This is a genomic window from Microbacterium sp. AG238, from assembly GCF_003610405.1.
Taxonomy (GTDB): domain Bacteria; phylum Actinomycetota; class Actinomycetes; order Actinomycetales; family Microbacteriaceae; genus Microbacterium.
The window spans coordinates 1,254,769-1,271,241 of sequence record NZ_RAQC01000001.1 but is presented as its reverse complement, the minus strand read 5'-3'; the positions used below and the strand labels follow the sequence as shown (position 1 = coordinate 1,271,241).

At 70.8% G+C, this 16,473-nt stretch carries 19 protein-coding genes; 9 read left to right on the top strand and 10 right to left on the bottom strand.

Going from position 1 to position 16,473, the window contains the following annotated elements; translation table 11 throughout:
- Nucleotides 1-127: 127 nt before the first annotated feature.
- The 3 genes from DEU36_RS06050 to DEU36_RS06040 are packed head-to-tail and all read right to left on the bottom strand — an operon-like array spanning nt 128 to nt 2,942.
- Nucleotides 128-1,012, bottom strand: coding sequence for a hypothetical protein (locus DEU36_RS06050; RefSeq protein WP_120263362.1), 885 nt, complete (start codon nt 1,010-1,012; stop codon nt 128-130).
- Entirely contained in the window at nt 1,009-1,686 is a 678-nt protein-coding gene (locus DEU36_RS06045) for a response regulator transcription factor (protein ID WP_120263361.1), read from the bottom strand. Before DEU36_RS06045 ends, DEU36_RS06050 begins: the two co-directional genes overlap by 4 nt.
- The gene (locus DEU36_RS06040) at nt 1,674-2,942 is read right to left on the bottom strand and encodes a histidine kinase (protein ID WP_120263360.1); all 1,269 of its coding nucleotides are present in this window, start codon (nt 2,940-2,942) and stop codon (nt 1,674-1,676) included. The genes DEU36_RS06045 and DEU36_RS06040 overlap by 13 nt, the downstream gene beginning before the upstream one ends.
- A gap of 120 nt (nt 2,943-3,062) precedes the next feature.
- Here DEU36_RS06040 and DEU36_RS06035 point away from each other — a divergent pair, with 120 nt between their 5' ends.
- From DEU36_RS06035 to DEU36_RS06025, 3 genes are all read left to right on the top strand, one after another.
- Nucleotides 3,063-3,866: a Cof-type HAD-IIB family hydrolase gene (locus DEU36_RS06035; RefSeq protein WP_120263359.1), complete on the top strand. Its 804-nt coding sequence runs from the start codon at nt 3,063-3,065 to the stop codon at nt 3,864-3,866.
- 63 nt (nt 3,867-3,929) lie between these two features.
- Nucleotides 3,930-4,760 (top strand): aldo/keto reductase, encoded by an 831-nt coding sequence (locus tag DEU36_RS06030; RefSeq protein WP_120263358.1) that lies wholly within the window; start codon nt 3,930-3,932, stop codon nt 4,758-4,760.
- A 23-nt stretch (nt 4,761-4,783) separates the two neighbouring features.
- The gene (locus tag DEU36_RS06025; RefSeq protein ID WP_120263357.1) at nt 4,784-6,859 is read left to right on the top strand and encodes an alpha/beta fold hydrolase; all 2,076 of its coding nucleotides are present in this window, start codon (nt 4,784-4,786) and stop codon (nt 6,857-6,859) included.
- A gap of 90 nt (nt 6,860-6,949) precedes the next feature.
- Here the strand turns inward: DEU36_RS06025 and DEU36_RS06020 are convergent, their stop codons facing one another.
- The 4 genes from DEU36_RS06020 to DEU36_RS06010 all read right to left on the bottom strand — a co-directional run bounded on the left by DEU36_RS06020 (nt 6,950) and on the right by DEU36_RS06010 (nt 9,146).
- Nucleotides 6,950-7,675 carry a membrane protein insertase YidC gene (locus DEU36_RS06020; protein ID WP_120263356.1) on the bottom strand — a complete coding sequence of 242 codons (726 nt, stop codon included), beginning with the start codon at nt 7,673-7,675 and terminating at the stop codon, nt 6,950-6,952.
- Between the two features lie 114 nt (nt 7,676-7,789).
- Nucleotides 7,790-8,071, bottom strand: a complete 282-nt coding sequence (locus tag DEU36_RS06015) for a DUF6412 domain-containing protein (protein ID WP_120263355.1) — start codon at nt 8,069-8,071, stop codon at nt 7,790-7,792.
- A complete protein-coding gene (locus DEU36_RS16095) occupies nt 8,071-8,247 on the bottom strand; it encodes a hypothetical protein (RefSeq protein ID WP_183045304.1) in 177 nt (58 codons plus the stop codon). Before DEU36_RS16095 ends, DEU36_RS06015 begins: the two co-directional genes overlap by 1 nt.
- A 113-nt stretch (nt 8,248-8,360) precedes the next feature.
- Nucleotides 8,361-9,146: a siderophore-interacting protein gene (locus DEU36_RS06010; RefSeq protein WP_120263354.1), complete on the bottom strand. Its 786-nt coding sequence runs from the start codon at nt 9,144-9,146 to the stop codon at nt 8,361-8,363.
- Nucleotides 9,147-9,246: 100 nt separating this feature from the next.
- Between DEU36_RS06010 and DEU36_RS06005 the strand changes: the two genes are divergently transcribed.
- The 4 genes from DEU36_RS06005 to DEU36_RS05990 are packed head-to-tail and all read left to right on the top strand — an operon-like array spanning nt 9,247 to nt 13,031.
- Nucleotides 9,247-10,233 carry a siderophore ABC transporter substrate-binding protein gene (locus DEU36_RS06005; protein ID WP_120263353.1) on the top strand — a complete coding sequence of 329 codons (987 nt, stop codon included), beginning with the start codon at nt 9,247-9,249 and terminating at the stop codon, nt 10,231-10,233.
- A gap of 53 nt (nt 10,234-10,286) precedes the next feature.
- Nucleotides 10,287-11,261 (top strand): ABC transporter permease, encoded by a 975-nt coding sequence (locus DEU36_RS06000; protein ID WP_120263352.1) that lies wholly within the window; start codon nt 10,287-10,289, stop codon nt 11,259-11,261.
- A complete protein-coding gene (locus DEU36_RS05995; RefSeq protein WP_120263351.1) occupies nt 11,254-12,276 on the top strand; it encodes an iron chelate uptake ABC transporter family permease subunit in 1,023 nt (340 codons plus the stop codon). Before DEU36_RS06000 ends, DEU36_RS05995 begins: the two co-directional genes overlap by 8 nt.
- Nucleotides 12,273-13,031: an ABC transporter ATP-binding protein gene (locus DEU36_RS05990; RefSeq protein ID WP_120263350.1), complete on the top strand. Its 759-nt coding sequence runs from the start codon at nt 12,273-12,275 to the stop codon at nt 13,029-13,031. Before DEU36_RS05995 ends, DEU36_RS05990 begins: the two co-directional genes overlap by 4 nt.
- A 92-nt stretch (nt 13,032-13,123) precedes the next feature.
- Here the strand turns inward: DEU36_RS05990 and DEU36_RS05985 are convergent, their stop codons facing one another.
- The 3 genes from DEU36_RS05985 to DEU36_RS05975 form a co-directional block, all read right to left on the bottom strand.
- Nucleotides 13,124-13,342, bottom strand: a complete 219-nt coding sequence (locus DEU36_RS05985; RefSeq protein ID WP_023952268.1) for a hypothetical protein — start codon at nt 13,340-13,342, stop codon at nt 13,124-13,126.
- Between the two features lie 26 nt (nt 13,343-13,368).
- Complete coding sequence (locus DEU36_RS05980) at nt 13,369-14,358, bottom strand: DNA-3-methyladenine glycosylase (RefSeq protein ID WP_396652155.1); 990 nt, start codon at nt 14,356-14,358, stop codon at nt 13,369-13,371.
- 76 nt (nt 14,359-14,434) lie between these two features.
- On the bottom strand, nt 14,435-15,127 hold the full coding sequence (locus DEU36_RS05975) for a winged helix-turn-helix domain-containing protein (protein WP_120263349.1): 693 nt from the start codon (nt 15,125-15,127) through the stop codon (nt 14,435-14,437).
- 400 nt (nt 15,128-15,527) lie between these two features.
- Here DEU36_RS05975 and DEU36_RS05970 point away from each other — a divergent pair, with 400 nt between their 5' ends.
- Together DEU36_RS05970 and DEU36_RS05965 are read left to right on the top strand one after the other, a co-directional pair.
- Nucleotides 15,528-16,094, top strand: a complete 567-nt coding sequence (locus DEU36_RS05970) for a toxin (RefSeq protein ID WP_259455233.1) — start codon at nt 15,528-15,530, stop codon at nt 16,092-16,094.
- A complete protein-coding gene (locus DEU36_RS05965) occupies nt 16,091-16,384 on the top strand; it encodes a GNAT family N-acetyltransferase (protein ID WP_120263347.1) in 294 nt (97 codons plus the stop codon). Before DEU36_RS05970 ends, DEU36_RS05965 begins: the two co-directional genes overlap by 4 nt.
- The last annotated feature ends 89 nt before the right edge of the window (nt 16,385-16,473 follow it).

Here is a 16,473-nt window from a genome sequence, read left to right as displayed (position 1 = left end):
AGATCACACCGCGCAGTTGGGGGGAACTGCGTGCCTCGAAGTTATAACGGCCAGGTAACGGGATGCAACGGCTGAGTCGTTCTCATCAATGCTGCATAGCGATCGTTCAGGATCGCCCCGCGGGCCGTCAGCGCCCCTCGCGCAAGACGACCGAGCCCGCCGAGACCCGGACCTCGACCCGGTTGCGGGACGAGGGGTCCTCGGTGAGCCCGTTGACGAACGAGCCCGCCTCCTGTGTCGAGCTGACCGCGTAGCCGCCGCGGGGGAGGGCGAGATCGACGCCGCCCGCCTCGGCGGCGATCGTCACCGACGTCGGCGCTGTTCCGGCGAGGGCACCCGACATGCGACCGGCGCTGACGTCGACCGTCGCTTCACGCACACCGTCGAGCTCGACCGAGACGCGTCCGGCCGACACCCGGGCATCGAGGCTCGTCGCCGTCCCTGCCGCATCGATCGATCCCGCGTCGGCACGCAGCGCGAGGGCGCCGAACTCACCGTCCGCGCGCAGGGCTCCCGCCCCCACGCTCAGCTGGGCGTCGATCCCCGCGAGGTCGGCAGGCAGCACGAGGGTCGCTCGTGACGAGCCGCCCCACAGGCGCCATCCGCTCCACCAGTCGCGGTCGGAGTCGACCGTGAGCCGGTCGCCCTCGCGGGCGAGCTCCCACGCCTCGGCGCCTCCCGTGCCCGTGACCGTGAGGGTCGCCTCGTCGACATCGCCGAATGAGACCTCGACGTCTGCCGCGGCGGCATCCATCTCGAGCATGCTCACACCCGCCGTCGGCGCCGAGATCGTCGAGGTCGCGGCGCCGCCGCTGATGATGGTCGACATGACGCTGGTTCCGGCGGTGAACAGGAGGAGGCCGGCGCCCGCGGCGATCGTCAGTCCCGCGATCACGCGGGCTGCCGACGACGGCGCCGACGTCGGGCCGGTCGGGGGCGTGCCTCCCGTCGTCGGAGGCTCGACGGGGGCCCCGGGCGGCGTAGCGGGGGGCGGGGTCAGGGTCGTGCTCATCGCACTGCTCCGTTCTGCGGCTGCGTGCCGCCGTGTTCGAGGTGGACGAGCGCGGCGAGCACGCGGCGGTTGCCGTGCTCGTCCTGCTCGAGGTCGAGCTTCTGGAAGAGCGAGGTGATGTACTTCTCGACGCTCGCCTCGCTGAGGAACATCGCGGCGGCGATCGCCTGGTTGCTGCGCCCCTCGGCGATGAGCGAGAGCACCGTGCGCTCGCGTTCGGTGAGCCGCGACATCCGCTCGTCTCGCGATCGGCGCATGAGCAGCTGAGCGACCACCTCGGGATCGAGCACGGTGGCTCCCGAACCGATGCGTTCGATCGTCGCGAGGAACTCGCCGACGTCGGCCACGCGGTCTTTCAAGAGGTACCCGAGGGCCGCACCCTGCGAGGTGATGAGCTCGCTGGCGTAGCGCTCCTCGACGTACTGGCTCAGGACGAGGATCGGCAGTCGGGGGTTCTCGGCGCGCAGGGCGAGGGCGGCGCGGATGCCCTCATCGGTGAACGTCGGGGGCAGTCGGACGTCGAGGATGCAGAGGTCGGGACCGGTCTCGGCGACGGCGGCCGAGATGCCGTCGGCATCGGGGAGGGCCGCGACGACCTCGTGGCCCGAGTCGGCCAGCAGCCGGACGATCCCCTCGCGCAGCAGCGTCGAGTCCTCGCAGATCAGGATGCGCACGGGACGCTCACCTCCAGAGCGGTCGGTCCGCCGGCCGGGCTGTCGAGGCGTGTCGTGCCGCCCGCGGCGGTGATGCGGTTGATGATCCCGTCGAGCCCGCCGCCGGCGATGACCCGGGCCCCGCCGACGCCGTTGTCCTCGACCCGTGCCCAGAGGGTGTGATCGTCGCGGTGGCGGACCACCACGCGGCATTCCCCGGCCCGCGAATGCTTGGCCGCGTTGGTGAGTGACTCCGCGATCGCGAAGTACACCGCGGCCTCGGCGGTGCGGCTGCACCGCTGGTCGACGCGCACGTCGAGGCTGACGGGCACGTGCGAGCGGGCGGCGAGGGCCGACAGTGCCGCGTCGAGCCCGCGATCGTCGAGCACCGAGGCGTGGATACCGCGTGCGAGCTGACGCAGTTCGGTGATGGCTGCCTTCGTCGAGGTGTGCGCCTCGGCGAGCAGTTCCTTGGCGGCATCCGGATCGTCGTCGATCTTCTGCTGGGCGAGCCCCAGCGTCATCCCGACCGAGACGAGACGCGGCTGGACGCCGTCGTGCAGGTCGCGCTCGATACGGGTGCGCTCCAGCTCCCCGGCGCGGACCGCGCCCTCGCGCTGCACGCCTGCGGTGCGGGCGGCCTCGACGAGCTGGGCCTCGCGGGAGGGGACGAGGATCGACTTCGCGAGGATCCCGTGCAGCAGCGCGATGCCCAGGAGCACAGCCGCGGGGACGATGATCATCAGCACTCCGGCCACGACGGCGCCCTCGAGCGGGACGGTGATCCATGTCGCCGCGAGCGTGACGTCGCGGGTCGCGTACAGCGGCGCGAAGAGAAGCGCGATGCCCGAGGCGAGCAGGCCTGCGAGACTCAGCACGATCAGGCCCAGCACCGTCGAGATCGCGGCGTGGGCGACACCGCGCCACATCCGCCCGTCGCTGAACTGCATCCAGACGGTGCGCAGCCATCCGCCGAACCCGGGCCGGCCGCTGCTGCGCGGCGAGAGCGCGGGGAGGCCCCATCCGTACAGGCCGTCGACGCGGGCGTACTCGAGCCAGCCGGTGAGCCAGAGCGCATAGACGAAGCCCACGAGCACCGGGAGCCCGAGGCCCAGTGCCGGGGTGAGGCCGATGCCGACACCCATGAGCGTCAGGATCACCGTGAACGCGGCGCTGCCGGCGAAGCCGAGGGCGGCGAGCTGGGTGAGGGCCCCGAGCGGGCGCACCCACGTCATGATGCGGGATGGAGGGGCGGTGCTGGCGACGGCTGTGGTCATGGCTCCACGCTAGGACCGCGACCCGGTGCGGCGCAGGCGAGCGGCCCGGAGACTCGCCTTCGGGTTATCCCCCGGGAGCGCGCGATCACCGCCGCCGGTCCCGTCGGCGAGGATGGGACGGTGACCGCTCCCGATATCCGCCTGATCGCCGTCGACATGGACGGCACCCTCCTCGACGCGGACGGACGCATCCCGGACGGGCTGTGGCGGCTGCTGCCGCGACTGCGCGACCGGGGCATCGTGTTCGCACCCGCGAGCGGGCGGCAGCTCGCGACGCTCCGCCGACAGTTCGCCGACGCCCCGGTGGAGCTCGACTACATCGCCGAGAACGGTGCGTACGTCGTCCGCGACGGCGCCGAGATCAGCTCGGATGCCGTCGACCCCGAGTTCGCGGCATCCGTCGTCCGGCGCATCCGCGGCCTCGACCATCTCGATGTCGGTCTGGTCGTCTGCGGCAAGCGCTCGGCCTACATCGAACGCGCCGACGACACCTTCTTCGCCGAGGCCGACACGTACTACGCCGAGCTCGCAGTCGTCGACGACCTGACCCGCGTCGACGATGAGATCCTCAAACTCGCCGTCTTCGACTTCGCCCGCGCGGAGGACTCGGTCGCTCGTGAACTGATCGATCTGCGCGCAACCCACCAGGTGGTGGTCTCGGGGCAGCACTGGGTCGACATCATGAACCCCGGAGTCAACAAGGGGCGGGCACTGGCGAGGTTGCAGGAGACGCTGGGAATCGGTCCCGAGCACACGATGGCGTTCGGCGACTACCTCAACGACCTCGAACTGCTGCAGCAGGCGCGGTACTCCTACGCGATGGCCGAGGCGCATCCCGAGATCGCGGCGGTCGCGCGCTACAGCGCCCCCTCGCACACCGAGGCGGGAGTGCTCACGGTGATCGAGGAGTTCCTCGCTCGCTGAGCGACGGGAACGCCCTGCGCAACCCCGCGCCGCCGGCAGCGCCGAAGGCGTAGCGTGTGCGGCATGCTCACGATTCCCACGGTCTCGCTCAACGACGGCTCCGACTTCCCCGAGCTCGGGCTCGGCACCTACAACCTGCGCGGACCCGAGGGCGTCGATGCCATCGCCGCCGCGATCGACTCCGGCTACCGGCTGCTCGACACGGCGGTGAACTACCAGAACGAGTCGGAGGTCGGCGAGGCCGTGCGCCGCAGCGGCATCCGTGACCAGCTCATCATCACCACCAAGGTGCCCGGACGCGATCACGGCTTCGATGAGACGATCCGCAGCGCCGAGGGTTCGCTCGGCCGGCTCGGGGTGGAGAAGATCGACCTCTATCTCATCCACTGGCCGAACCCCAGTCAGGGCAAGTGGCTCGAGACCTACCGGGCGATGCTCGCCCTCCGCGACGAGGGGCAGGTCGGCTCGGTCGGCGTGTCGAACTTCACCGAGCCGATGCTCGCCCGTCTGATCGACGAGACCGGAGTCGCGCCCGCGGTGAACCAGGTCGAGATGCACCCGTACTTCCCGCAGGCCGGCCTGCGCGCGTTCCACGCCGCGAACGGCATCCGCACCGAGAGCTGGAGCCCTCTGGCCCGGCGCAGCGAGCTGCTGAACGAGCAGGTCATCGCCGACATCGCGGCCGCCCACGGGGTGACGGGCACGCAGGTCGTGCTGCGCTGGCACACGCAGCTGTCGTCGACCCCCATCCCGAAGTCGGCCGACCCGGCGCGCCAGCGCGAGAACGCCGACGTGTTCGGCCTCCTGCTGTCGAACGACGAGATCGCCGCGATCAGCGCGCTCGAACGCGGCCGGCTCTGGGACGGAGACCCCGACACGCACGAGGAGATGTAGGCGGCGCCGGATAGCGTGGAGGCATGCCGACGACACCGTTCGACTCTCTCGACGACTACTACGCCCTTCCCCGCATCGACGCGGCGGCGACCTCGCCCGACGGCTCGCACGTCGTGCTCACGGTCGCGACCCTCACGAAGGACCGCACCGGGTACGAGCGCTCGCTCTGGTCCGTGCCCGCCGACGGCACCGGCGCCCCGCGGCGCCTGACCCGCTCGACCACCGGCGAATCCGGGGCCGTGTTCACCTCGTCCGGCGATCTGCTGTTCGTCTCGGCGCGCCCCGACAACGACGCGGCCGACGACGCACCTGCGCAGCTGTGGCTGCTTCCGGCCGCCGGCGGTGAGGCGCGTCCCGTGACCCGGCTGGCCGGGGGCGTCTCCGGCGTCGTGACCGCGGCCGAATCGGACCGCATCGTGATCGCGTCGTCGTTGCTTCCCGACGCTGCCACGATCGAGGCCGACGCGAAGCTGCGGGCGGAGCGGAAGAAGCTCAAGGTCTCGGCGATCATCCACGACACCTACCCCGTGCGGTACTGGGACCACGACCTCGGCCCGCACGAGCCCGTGCTGCTCGCCCTCGACCTCGACGAGCTGGCCGACGCGCCCGCCGTCATCGCGACCGCCGACCAGGCTGTCGACGAGGTGGTCGGAGCCGCCGCGGGAGCATTCGACGCCGCCGACGAGCCGTACCCGGCGGGCCTGCCGCGACCGCGAATCCTGCTCCGCGGTCGCGCGGCGTCGACGGCGGGCATGGCTCTCACCCCCGACGGCGCGACGCTCGTCGCCTCGGTGCCCGAGCCGCAGGGTCGCGACGCCCGCCATCGTCTCGTTGCGATCGACACCGCGACGGGCGAGCTGCGCATCCTCCGCGACGAGGTCGACGTCGATGTCGAAGCACCCGCGATCAGCCGTGACGGCACGCGCATCGCCTACGTCCGCACCGCGAAGTCCACCCCCGCCGGGCCTGCCGACCAGGAGCTGTGGGCGGCTGCCCTCGACGGCACCGACGCGCAGCGCCTGGCACCCGGCTGGGACCGCTGGCCGAGCAGCCTCCGCTTCGCCGACGACGATGCCGCACTCGTCGTCACCGCCGATCACGACGGTCGCGGCCCCGTGTTCACGGTGCCGCTCGACGGCGGTGCTGTCGTGCAGACGACGCACGACGACTTCGCCTACACGCACGTCGAGCCGGTCGCGGGAACCGCCGATGTCATCGCTCTCCGCTCGAACTGGATGACCCCGCCGCATCCGGTCCGGGTCGCAGCCGACGGCACCGTGACGCCGCTGGTGAGCCCCGCGCCCTCGCCGGCGACGACCGCATCCATGGTCGAGGTCGAGACGACGGCCGACGACGGAGCCCGCGTGCGCGGCTGGCTCGTGCTGCCCGAGGGTGCGGATGCCGCGGCGCCCGCGCCCCTGCTCCTGTGGATCCACGGCGGCCCGCTCAACAGCTGGAACGCGTGGAGCTGGCGATGGAGTCCGCTGCTGGCTGCGGCCCGCGGATACGCCGTCCTGCTGCCCGATCCCGCCCTGTCGACCGGTTACGGGCTCGACTTCATCGCCCGCGGGTGGGATGCGTGGGGTGCGGCACCGTTCACCGACCTCATGTCGATCACGGATGCCGTCGTCGCCCGCGACGACATCGACCAGACCCGGACCGCCGCCATGGGCGGCTCGTTCGGCGGCTACATGGCCAACTGGGTCGCCGGGCACACCGACCGCTTCGACGCGATCGTCACCCACGCGAGTCTGTGGGCGTTCGACCAGTTCGCCGGCACGACCGACTTCGCGCCGTACTGGCAGAGCATCTTCAGCCCCGAGGGAGCCATCGCCAACTCGCCGCACCGCTTCGTCGCCGACATCCGGACGCCGATGCTCGTGATCCACGGCGACCGCGACTATCGCGTGCCGATCGGTGAGGGGCTGCGGCTGTGGGCCGACCTCAACGAGCATCACGCCGCCGAGGACGGCACGAGCCCGCACCGCTTCTTGTACTACCCCGACGAGAACCACTGGATCCTCTCGCCGCAGAACGCGCGCGTCTGGTACGAGACGGTCTTCACGTTCCTCGAGGAGAATCTGCCCGCGCGCGCCTGAGCCGCGCGTCGGTCGCCCCGCGGGGCGCTCGCTTGACGGGAATGGCCCCTTCCTCGCTCGGGAAGGGGCCATTCCTGTCAGGTCACGCGTTCACGCCGCTGTCGGCGGGAGGATGCGGCGGAGGATGAGTCGTTGCGCCAGCGTCCAGGCCACCGTCACCGCCAGGTAGAGCCCCGCCGCGAGCGGCACGAACACCGCGACCACCGCCGTCGCGAACTGTGCCGCGCCGAGCAGCCCCGACACCGCCGCCGGGGCGTCGGTGACACGGAACGACCGGCGGGTCAGCTCGCCGACGAGCGCGATCGCGGCGATCACGAAGCCGAACACGAGGGCGGCTGCGAGCGGCACTGGCCCCGACGCGACGGTGCCCGCGAGGCTCGACCCGAGCGGGACACCGGCGAGTGTTTCGGTGAGCAGCCCATTGGCATGGCCCGCGATCGTGGGATGGATGAAGACCCCGTAGAGCAGTCCCACGACGGGGGCCTGGACGAGCAGAGGCAGGCAGCCCGCCGTCGGCGAGACGTTCTCGTCGCGATAGAGCTTGAGGGTCTCGCGCTGCAGCCTCTCGCGGTCGGTGCGGTAGCGCTGTTGCAGCTCGCGCAGCTGGGGCGCCAACCGCGCGCGGGCGCGATCCGCGCGTGCCTGTGCGACCCCGGCGGGAATCAACGCCGTTCGCACCACGACGGTGATGAGGATGACGGATGCCGCGGCGGCGAGGCCGCCGAGCGCGGGTGCGAGTGCCGCGGTCAGAGCGGCGAGGATCGAGGCCACCGCGTCGAGCGCGGTGGCGGTGGGCGGGAAGGAGGACAGGTCCATGATGAGTCCGATCGTCGAGGCTGAGCACGAGGGATCAGCCGCGAAGGGACGCCGGACGGCGCTGGCGCGGAGCGCGCGGGTGCGCGCGTGGGTCGGGAGCCGTTCCGGGCGTGGCTACGCGGCCGAGGTCGCGTAGCCCGGGGCGCGGGGGCGTCGTCGACCGGGAGCATCCGGGTCGCTCTGCGCCAGCAGCGTCGACGGTGAGATCGACCGTCGCGGGTGGGGTCGCCGTGAACCCGCGGCCCCGGTCGTCGTGGTCGCGGCCGAGATCGAGACGACGGCGATCGCCATCGTGACAAGGGCGACGGCGGCCGCCGTCGCGAGCCCGCTCGAGTCGCCGACGGACATCGCACCTATGACCGACAGCAGCATCGGGATCACGGAGAGGAAAGGCATCACACCACCTCGGTCCGCGCCCAGCCGGAGGCGCGCTCGAGCAGAGCGGCATCCCCGTCGAAACGTGCGCCCTCTGAGCGCGACCGTCGCAGCGCGAGCAGGAGAAGCACGACGAAACGGCGCATCGCCTGGGCCAGCGAAGCGTTCGGCAGCGGTGCTGTCGAGGCGGCCTCCATCCCGCGATGCTAGCCGAGCGTCGCCGCGCGGCGCAGGCCGTGACCTGTCAGTTCCGGCCCCATCTCGCGCGGCGAAGGGGCGGGAACTGTCAGGCGAAGCGGGTCCGCGCGGGTCAGTGGGGAGCGTGGTACTCGGGCTCGCCCCGCTTCCAGTAGCCCTTGACGGTGATCTGCTCGGGGTCGAGGCGCCAGCGCTCGATGAGCAGCGCTCGAGCCGAGCGCACGATCGACTGTTCGGCCGCGACGAATCCGAAGATGGCGCCGCCCGGTCGCGGCTCGTCGCCGAGGGCGTCGAGCCGGGTGGCGAGGGCAACGCCGGCGGATGCCGATCCGCGGTGCACCTGCTCGACGACGACCCCCGGCGGCGTGGCGATGGGCAACTCGTGCTCGGCGTCGGGCACCTCGATGAGCACGCGCCCGACGGCGACGGCATCCATGTGATGGGCGAACCGCCGGATGGCGGGGACGGCTGTCTCGTCTCCCGCGAGGAACCAGCCGTCGGGGCGGCCCGTGAGCACCGCCGACCCGCGCGGGCCGCCGATCCCGATCGTCGACCCGACCTCCGCCGTCGCCGCCCACTCCGCTGCGACGCCGTCGCCGTGCAGGGCGAACTCGAGATCGAGCCAGCCCTCGTCGGCGTCCCAGGAGAGCGGGGTGTATTCGCGGCTCGGCGCCGCCCGCATCTCGTCGATGCTCTCGGGGGCCACCTCGGGGAAGAAGACGCGCACGTGGTCGTCGCAGCCCGGGGAATCGAAGTCCCGCAGATCCGCGCCTTCGAGTCTCACGCGCACGTAGGCCGGTGTCAGCCATTGTTGGGCGGCCAGACGTACGAAGCGAAAGCGCAGGTCGAGCGCTCGGCGGGCGATCCGGAATGAGGGGGTTGCGGTCGAGGCGGACATAAAGGTTAGGCTAACCTAAGTGGCTGCCGGGGTCTCGATTTCGGCACCCGGTCGCCCGTCGACCAGCATCCGATTCGCACCGCACCAGGAGATACGTCACGTGAGCCATGCATTCCGCCGTCCCGCACTCGTCTCGATCGCGCTCGTCGCAGCACTCGGCCTCGCCGGTTGCGCCTCGTCGGCGAGCCCGGCCGCCGAGTCCGGTGGCGACGCGAGCTCGCCGACGACCGTCTCCGTGACAGACAACCACGGCGAGATCGAAGTGCCCGTGGCGCCCGAACGCGTCGTCGCGCTCGACAACACGACCTTCCAGACGCTGAGCGACTGGGACATCGACCTCGTGGCGGCACCGAAGCCGCTGATGTACGACCTATGGCCCAACCTGTCCGGCGGCGACGAGGTGCTCGACGTCGGGCTGCACCGCGAGCCCGACCTCGAGGCGATCATCTCGGCGCAGCCCGACCTCATCGTCGGGGGATACCGCTTTCGCGACATCTACGACGACCTGAGGGCGATCCAGCCCGCGACGATCGAGACCAGCGCTCGCGAGGGTGAGGAGCAGGTCGCCGAACTGAAGCGTCAGGTCGAGATCCTCGGGCAGGTCTTCGACCGGCAGGATGACGCGAAGAAACTCGCCGACGACCTCGATGGCGCCGTCGCCGACGCGAAGGCGGCCTACAACGGCACTGACACGGTGGTGGGCCTGCTCACCTCGGGCGGCAAGATCTCGTTCGCGGCCCCGGGGGAGGGGCGCGGCGTCGGTGCCGTCTTCCCCACGCTCGGGCTCGTCCCCGGCATCGACCGCGGAGCCGAGAACGCCTCGCACGGCGACGACATCAGCGTCGAGGCGATCGCGGCGGCGAACCCCGAGTGGCTGATCGTGCTGGATCGCGACGCCATGTTCGGTGAGGACGGCTACGTCTCGGCCAAGGAGCTTATCGAGGGCTCCGAGGCCCTGCAGAACGTTCCCGCCGTGCAGAAGGGGCAGATCGTCTACCTCGCACCGAGCTTCTACCTCGACGAGGGCATCCAGGCCTACACCAAGCTCTACGCCGACATCGCGACGGCGTTCGCCGCGGCGGCCTGATCGTTCTGCGCGGTGCCCCGGCCGGGACAGCTGGCCGGGGCCCGTGATCCGTCATGATTTCTCTCACCGTTCCCGCCCGCCTCCGCGGGCGTCTCGTCCTGCCGGCCGCGATCATCGTCGTGGCCGGTCTCGTCGTGCTCTCACTCTTCGTCGGCGTCTACGACCTCGCCTCCGGCGGCGTCGGAGGCGAGATGCTGTGGATCACCCGCATTCCGCGCACGCTCGCGCTGGTCCTCGCGGGCTGCGCGATGGCCGTCTCGGGCCTCGTCATGCAATTGCTGACGCAGAACCGCTTCGTCGAGCCGACCACCACCGGCACGACCGAGTGGGCAGCGCTCGGCCTCCTCGCCACGGTGCTCCTGGTGCCCGACGCGCCGCTGGTCGTGCGTATGGTCTTCGCGAGCATCGCGGCGTTCCTGGGCACGATGGTCTTCCTCGCGATCCTGCGGCGCATCCAGCTGCGCTCGTCGCTGATCGTCCCCCTCATCGGCATCATGCTCGGCGCCGTCGTTTCGTCCTTCACGACCTACCTCGCGGTCAGCGCGAACGCGCTGCAGATGCTGGGCACGTGGTTCATGGGCAGCTTCACCGCCGTCGTCCGCGGCCGTTACGAGGTGCTGTGGATCGTCGGCATCGTCGTCGTGCTCGTCGCGCTCTTCGCCGACCGGCTGACGGCGGCGAGCCTCGGCAAGGACGTCGCGACGACGCTCGGCGTCGACTACGACCGGGTGCTCCTCCTCGGCACGGCCCTCGTCGCCGTCGCGACCGGGGTCACGACCGTCGTCGTGGGGTTCCTGCCCTTCCTCGGGCTGATCGTGCCGAATCTCGTGTCGATGTGGCGCGGAGACAACCTCCGCGCGAACCTCCCGTGGGTGTGCCTCGGGGGAGTGGCTGTCATCGTCGTCTGCGACATCGTCGGCCGCGTCATCCGGATGCCGTTCGAGGTGCCCGTCTCGATGATCCTCGGCGTCCTGGGTGCTGCGGTGTTCGTCGCGCTGCTGCTCCGGCAGCGAGGGCACGATGGCTGAGGCGCTGCGCGGTGCCGTCGATGCGCCGTCCCCGACCACCGTGGAGCGGGTGCCGCGGGTCTGGCTGCGATTCGTCGTTCTCGCGGTCGTGGTCGTCGCGGCCGCCGTGCTGCTGCTGACCTGGAACATTCCGCTCGATCCGGGACGGCGCGGCTATTGGCTCGCCGTGGATCTCCGGGTCACGACGGTGGCGACGGTCGCGATCGTCGCGTGCTGTCAGGCGGTCGCGACTGTGCTGTTCCACACCGCGACGGGCAACCGCATCCTCACACCCTCGATCATGGGGTTCGACGCGCTCTACGTCGTGATGCAGACCGGCCTGGTGTTCTCCTTCGGTGGAGCCGCGCTCGCGGCCACCGACGGGCTCGCCAAGGTGGCTCTCCAGAGCCTGCTGATGGTGGCCTTCGCGACCCTCCTCTATGGATGGCTCTTCGCCGGCAAGCGGGGGAACCTGCACATCATGCTGCTGATCGGAATCGTGCTCGGGGTCGGGTTCGGCTCGCTCTCGTCGGTGATGCAGCGGCTGCTTACGCCGAGCGATTTCGACCTGCTCTCGGCGCGGCTGTTCGGCAACCTGAGCAACTCGAACCCCGAGTATCTTCCGTGGGCTGCGGTGATCGTCGCGATCGTCCTCGTCGTCGTATGGCGTCGCCGCCGACGTCTCGACGTGCTGACCCTCGGCCGCGACGTCGCCACGAACCTCGGCCTCGCGTACAAGCGCGAGGTGACGGTCCTGCTGATCCTGGTGGCCGTGCTCATCTCGGTCTCCACGACGCTCGTCGGCCCGATGACCTTCTTCGGGTTCATCGTCGCGACCCTCGCCTACCAGCTCGCCGGATCGTCCCGCCACGCCGTGATCCTGCCCTTCGCGGCGCTGTTTGGGGCGGCGATGCTGCTCGGCGGCTACTTCGTGCTGCGGCACGTGTTCTACGCCGCGGGCATGCTCACGGTCATCATCGAGTTCGTCGGCGGCCTGTTCTTCATCGTCTACCTTCTGCGAAAGGGCGCGCTGTGATCACGCTCACCGACGTCTCGAAGTCCTACGGGGGTCTGCGCGTGCTGGGTCCCATCGACCTCCAGATCCCGGCCGGCGGGGTGACCGCCCTCGTCGGGCCCAACGGCGCCGGCAAGTCCACGCTGCTCACGATCGTCGGGCGCCTGACCGAGCCGAGCACGGGCACGGTCACCGTCGGAAGTCTCGATGTCGCGCGCACCCCGAGCCGCGAGCTGGCGCGCGTCGTGTCGATCCTGCGACAGGAGAACCATTTCGTCACGCGGCTCACGGTGCGCGACCTCGTCGGCTTCGGGCGCTTCCCCCACTCCGGAGGACGCCTCACCCCCGACGATCGGCGCCACGTCGATGAGGCGCTGCGATTCCTCGATCTGGAGGATCTCTCCCACCGCTACCTCGATCAGCTCTCCGGCGGGCAGCGTCAGCGCGCCTACGTAGCGATGGTGCTCGCGCAGGACACCGAGTACCTCCTGCTCGACGAGCCGCTCAACAACCTCGACATGCGCCACGCGGTGGGGATGATGCGGCAGCTGCGGCGCGCAGCGGACGAGCTGGGCAAGACCGTGGTCGTCGTCATCCACGACATCAACTTCGCTGCCGCTTATGCCGACCGCATCGTCGCGCTCACCGGGGGAACGGTGGCGTGCGCGGGGACGCCGCACGAGATCATGCGCCCCGCTGTGCTCGAGAGCGTGTTCCACACGCCGATCGCCGTTCGCGACGACGGCGACTATCCGCTCGCCGTGTACTTCCGCTGAGCCGCGCGGCGCAGGCCGTCACCTGTCAGTTCCGGCCCCATCTCGCGCGGCGAAGGGGCGGGAACTGTCAGGCGAAGCGGTTCCCGCGGGCGTCAGAGCTGCGCGCCGTCGTCATCGCGGTCGTAGACGCCCTCGTTGCGTCCGCGACGCGATTCGTACGCGATGAGCCAGCCCACCGAGATCGCCGCAGCGAGCACGAGCCCCAGCCACACGTTGTTCATCACGAGGCCGAACACGATGCCCAGCACGAAGACGAGGGCGGCGCCGAGCGCCCAATAGGTGTGTCCGCGCTGCCATCCCCGATTCGCCATGACCCGAGCCTACGATGCCGGGGGCGTCAGCGGTCGCGATGGTCTTCGGGATGCAGCCGCGGCCCGCGACGGGGTTCGAACACGCCGCCGGCGTAGATGAGCCGGATGACGCGCTGTCGATGGCCCCGCCACGGCTCGAGCAGTTCGAGCATCCCGTCGTCGTCGACCCGGTGCCCCGTCAGGGCGTAGCCCACGGTGTGGCACAGGTGATAGTCGCCCACGCTCACGGCGTCGGGGTCACCGAAGGCGCGGATGCGGGTCTCGGCCGACGTCCACGGCCCGATGCCCGGCAGCGACGTCAGGATGCGTTCGCGCTCGTCGCCGTCCGATGCCTCGGCGACCGCGCGCTCGATCGACGACCGTCGCTGTGCCGCGCGCACGACGGTCCGAGACTGCGGAGGTTCGAGACCGGCGCGATGCCACGCCCAGCTCGGGATGAGGTGCCAGGCGGCGGGAGGGGCGAACATCGGACGCGGCGTCGGTCCCGGCGCGCGCTCGCCGTACCAGGTCACGATCGCGCGCCACGCACCGAACGCCTGCAGGCCGGTCACCTTCTGCTCGAAGATCGCGCTCGCGAGGTCGTCGAAGACGAGATCGGTCGCGCCCAGGCGGATGTCGGGATACCGGTGATGGATGTCGGCGATGAGCGGATGCCGCGCCATGTCGAAACCGTCGGGATCGTCATGGCCGCCGCACAGCCGCGGCAGCTGCTCGATCGCCCATTCCGCGCCGGGACCCCACGCCGCCGCCCTCACGAGCGAGCGGCCCACCCGCAGGGCGAGCGTCGCGATGCCGTGCGGCGTGCGGCTGACGCGCCAGATCACCTCGCCCGACGTGGTCATGGTGGGATCGTGTGCGCCGTGCTGCTGGTGGCGCACCGCACGGGCGACGTCGGTCGGCGCGGCCGGGCGGTACTCCGTCTCGATCGGGCGGGCGTGCGACGGTTCGGTCTCGCGACCCCGTTCGCGGATCGCCGGGCGACGGCCTGGCATCCGTCCCGTCGTCACCGCGCTCATGGGCACACCCTACGTCGGAACCTCCGACATCCCGCCGTGAGAGACGCCGGATGATGCCGCGGCGCGGTGGCCCGGGTCAGAAGCGGTCGGGCGACGGCGTGCCGTGTCCGTAGCGGATGACCACGTCGGCGTGACGGTCGAACCGGTAGCCGACGCCGCGCACCGTGCGCACGATGTCCTCGTAGCGTCCGAGCTTCGCGCGCAGGCGGCGCACGTGGACGTCGATCGTGCGCTCACCCGGCGCCTCGTCGTCGGAACCGTTGTTCCACAGCGACTCGACGAGCTCGGAGCGCTCGATCGTGCGACCCTCGCGGAGCACGAGGTACTGCAGCAGCTCGAACTCCTTGAAGGTGAAGGCCGCGGACTCGCCGTCGATGAAGACGCGCTTGCGCGAGATGTCGACGGTCACGCCGCCGGGAACGTGGTCCTCGGACGGGACGTCCTGCTTCGTGCGAGCCACGGCGCTGGGTTCGTGGAGCGCGAGGCGCACGACGTCGACGTCACGGCCACCCGTGCCGATCGGTGCGAGCGCGACGGTCGCGTAGGTCTCGGCGTGGGGTGCGAGGTCGCCCAGCGTGCGGCGCAGAGCTTCGACGAGGGTCGAGAGCGAGACGCCGTCGGCGGCGGCCTTGGCCTCGTCGATGCCGACGTAGAGCGCGAAGCCGCGCGGCGCGGTCGAGGTCGCGGCGGCGGGGGCCGGCGGAGGGGTCTCGACGGCGCGGAGGTGGCGAGCGGGGGCGGCGGGGGCGAGAAGAGCGGTGTTCGACATGGGAGGTTCGTCCTCGGAACGTGAACCCGGGCTGGCAGCCTGCGGCGGGTTCGGGTGTGCGTTGCGTGAGGCCCAGCGGGGGCCGGTGAGCGAGCATCCGGATGTCGGCGTTGTGGGCCGTCCATCGGAACTCGGGGATCCACGGCCGCGTTCAGAAGCGGCGGAGGATCAGGCGGGGTTCACCTGTCAGCGGCACATTCGGCAACACATGACAGCACGCTGCGGCATCATCATGATGCCGGCAGTTCCGTTCGCCTCCCGGGCGGACAGAGTGCGTGCGATGTCAGTCATGGGGTTGATTATGACGATCCGTGTCCCGATGTGTCAAACACACCAGCTCGCGGCGTCGTCCGATGACGGAATGTGACAGATTGCTCAATCGTCGCTACGGTGCACGATCGTGGCTACGCGTATCCGCATCGTCGGCACCTCCGGCTCGGGAAAGAGCGTGCTCGCGGACCGCGTCTCAACGCGCACGGGGCTCCCGCGGCTCGAGCTCGACGCGGTCTTCTGGGATGCCGGCTGGCGCAGGCGCGACCTCGACGAGGCGCACGCCCGGGTCCGCGGATTCATGCGGCAGCACCCCGAGGGCTGGGTCATGGACGGCAACTGGGACTCGAAGCTGGGCGACCTGCTCGACGCGGGCTCGCCGGAAGGTCCCGACACGGTCGTATGGCTCGATCTCCCGCGTCGGCGCGTGATGCGTCAGGTGATCGGGCGCACGCTGCGGCGTGTGGTGCGGCGCGAGGAGCTCTGGCATGGGAACCGCGAGCGTGCGAGCAATCTGCTCCGATGGCATCCCGAACGCAACATCATCCGGTTCGCGTGGACCAATCATCCCGTCACGCGTGAGCGGATGCTCGGGCGCATCGCCGCGGGGGAGCGGATCGTGCGGCTGCGCAGTCGCTCGGAGATCGACGTCTGGCTGGCCTCGCTGCCGCCGGCCGGGCGTAGCGTGGCCTCATGAGCGATCTGACCTTCACCCACGAGAAGGATGCCTCCCGCTACACGTTGCACCGCGGAGGCGACCTCGTCAGCGTGCTCGACTACCGCGACGACGGGCGCACCGTCGCGCTGACCCGTGCCTACACGATTCCGACCTTCCGCGGTCACGGTTACGCGGCCGAGGTCGTCGAGCGGGCCGTGTCCGACATCGAAGGGGCCGGCGACCGGACGATCAGCCCGGTCTGCTGGTACGTCGACGCCTGGTTCGAGGCCCACCCCGATCGTGCGGGGATCCTGCAGCCGCGACGCTGACCGGCCGCGCCGCGGCGGAGTCTTCGGCGGGCTACGTCCCACGCCGCGCGCCTGTCAAGACGGTGCTGACGATCGGATGCCGGCGTCAG

What these genes read in the sequence shown, in the direction of transcription:
- DEU36_RS06050 (WP_120263362.1), bottom strand. Translation starts at nt 1,012, where the DNA reads ATGAGCACGACCCTGACCCCGCCCCCCGCTACGCCGCCCGGGGCCCCC.
- DEU36_RS05965 (WP_120263347.1), top strand. Translation starts at nt 16,091, where the DNA reads ATGAGCGATCTGACCTTCACCCACGAGAAGGATGCCTCCCGCTACACG.
- DEU36_RS06040 (WP_120263360.1), bottom strand. Translation starts at nt 2,942, where the DNA reads ATGACCACAGCCGTCGCCAGCACCGCCCCTCCATCCCGCATCATGACG.
- DEU36_RS05975 (WP_120263349.1), bottom strand. Translation starts at nt 15,127, where the DNA reads ATGTCGAACACCGCTCTTCTCGCCCCCGCCGCCCCCGCTCGCCACCTC.
- DEU36_RS05995 (WP_120263351.1), top strand. Translation starts at nt 11,254, where the DNA reads ATGGCTGAGGCGCTGCGCGGTGCCGTCGATGCGCCGTCCCCGACCACC.
- DEU36_RS06010 (WP_120263354.1), bottom strand. Translation starts at nt 9,146, where the DNA reads ATGTCCGCCTCGACCGCAACCCCCTCATTCCGGATCGCCCGCCGAGCG.
- DEU36_RS16095 (WP_183045304.1), bottom strand. Translation starts at nt 8,247, where the DNA reads ATGGAGGCCGCCTCGACAGCACCGCTGCCGAACGCTTCGCTGGCCCAG.
- DEU36_RS06030 (WP_120263358.1), top strand. Translation starts at nt 3,930, where the DNA reads ATGCTCACGATTCCCACGGTCTCGCTCAACGACGGCTCCGACTTCCCC.
- DEU36_RS05980 (WP_396652155.1), bottom strand. Translation starts at nt 14,358, where the DNA reads ATGAGCGCGGTGACGACGGGACGGATGCCAGGCCGTCGCCCGGCGATC.
- DEU36_RS05985 (WP_023952268.1), bottom strand. Translation starts at nt 13,342, where the DNA reads ATGGCGAATCGGGGATGGCAGCGCGGACACACCTATTGGGCGCTCGGC.
- DEU36_RS06000 (WP_120263352.1), top strand. Translation starts at nt 10,287, where the DNA reads ATGATTTCTCTCACCGTTCCCGCCCGCCTCCGCGGGCGTCTCGTCCTG.
- DEU36_RS06025 (WP_120263357.1), top strand. Translation starts at nt 4,784, where the DNA reads ATGCCGACGACACCGTTCGACTCTCTCGACGACTACTACGCCCTTCCC.
- DEU36_RS06015 (WP_120263355.1), bottom strand. Translation starts at nt 8,071, where the DNA reads ATGCCTTTCCTCTCCGTGATCCCGATGCTGCTGTCGGTCATAGGTGCG.
- DEU36_RS06020 (WP_120263356.1), bottom strand. Translation starts at nt 7,675, where the DNA reads ATGGACCTGTCCTCCTTCCCGCCCACCGCCACCGCGCTCGACGCGGTG.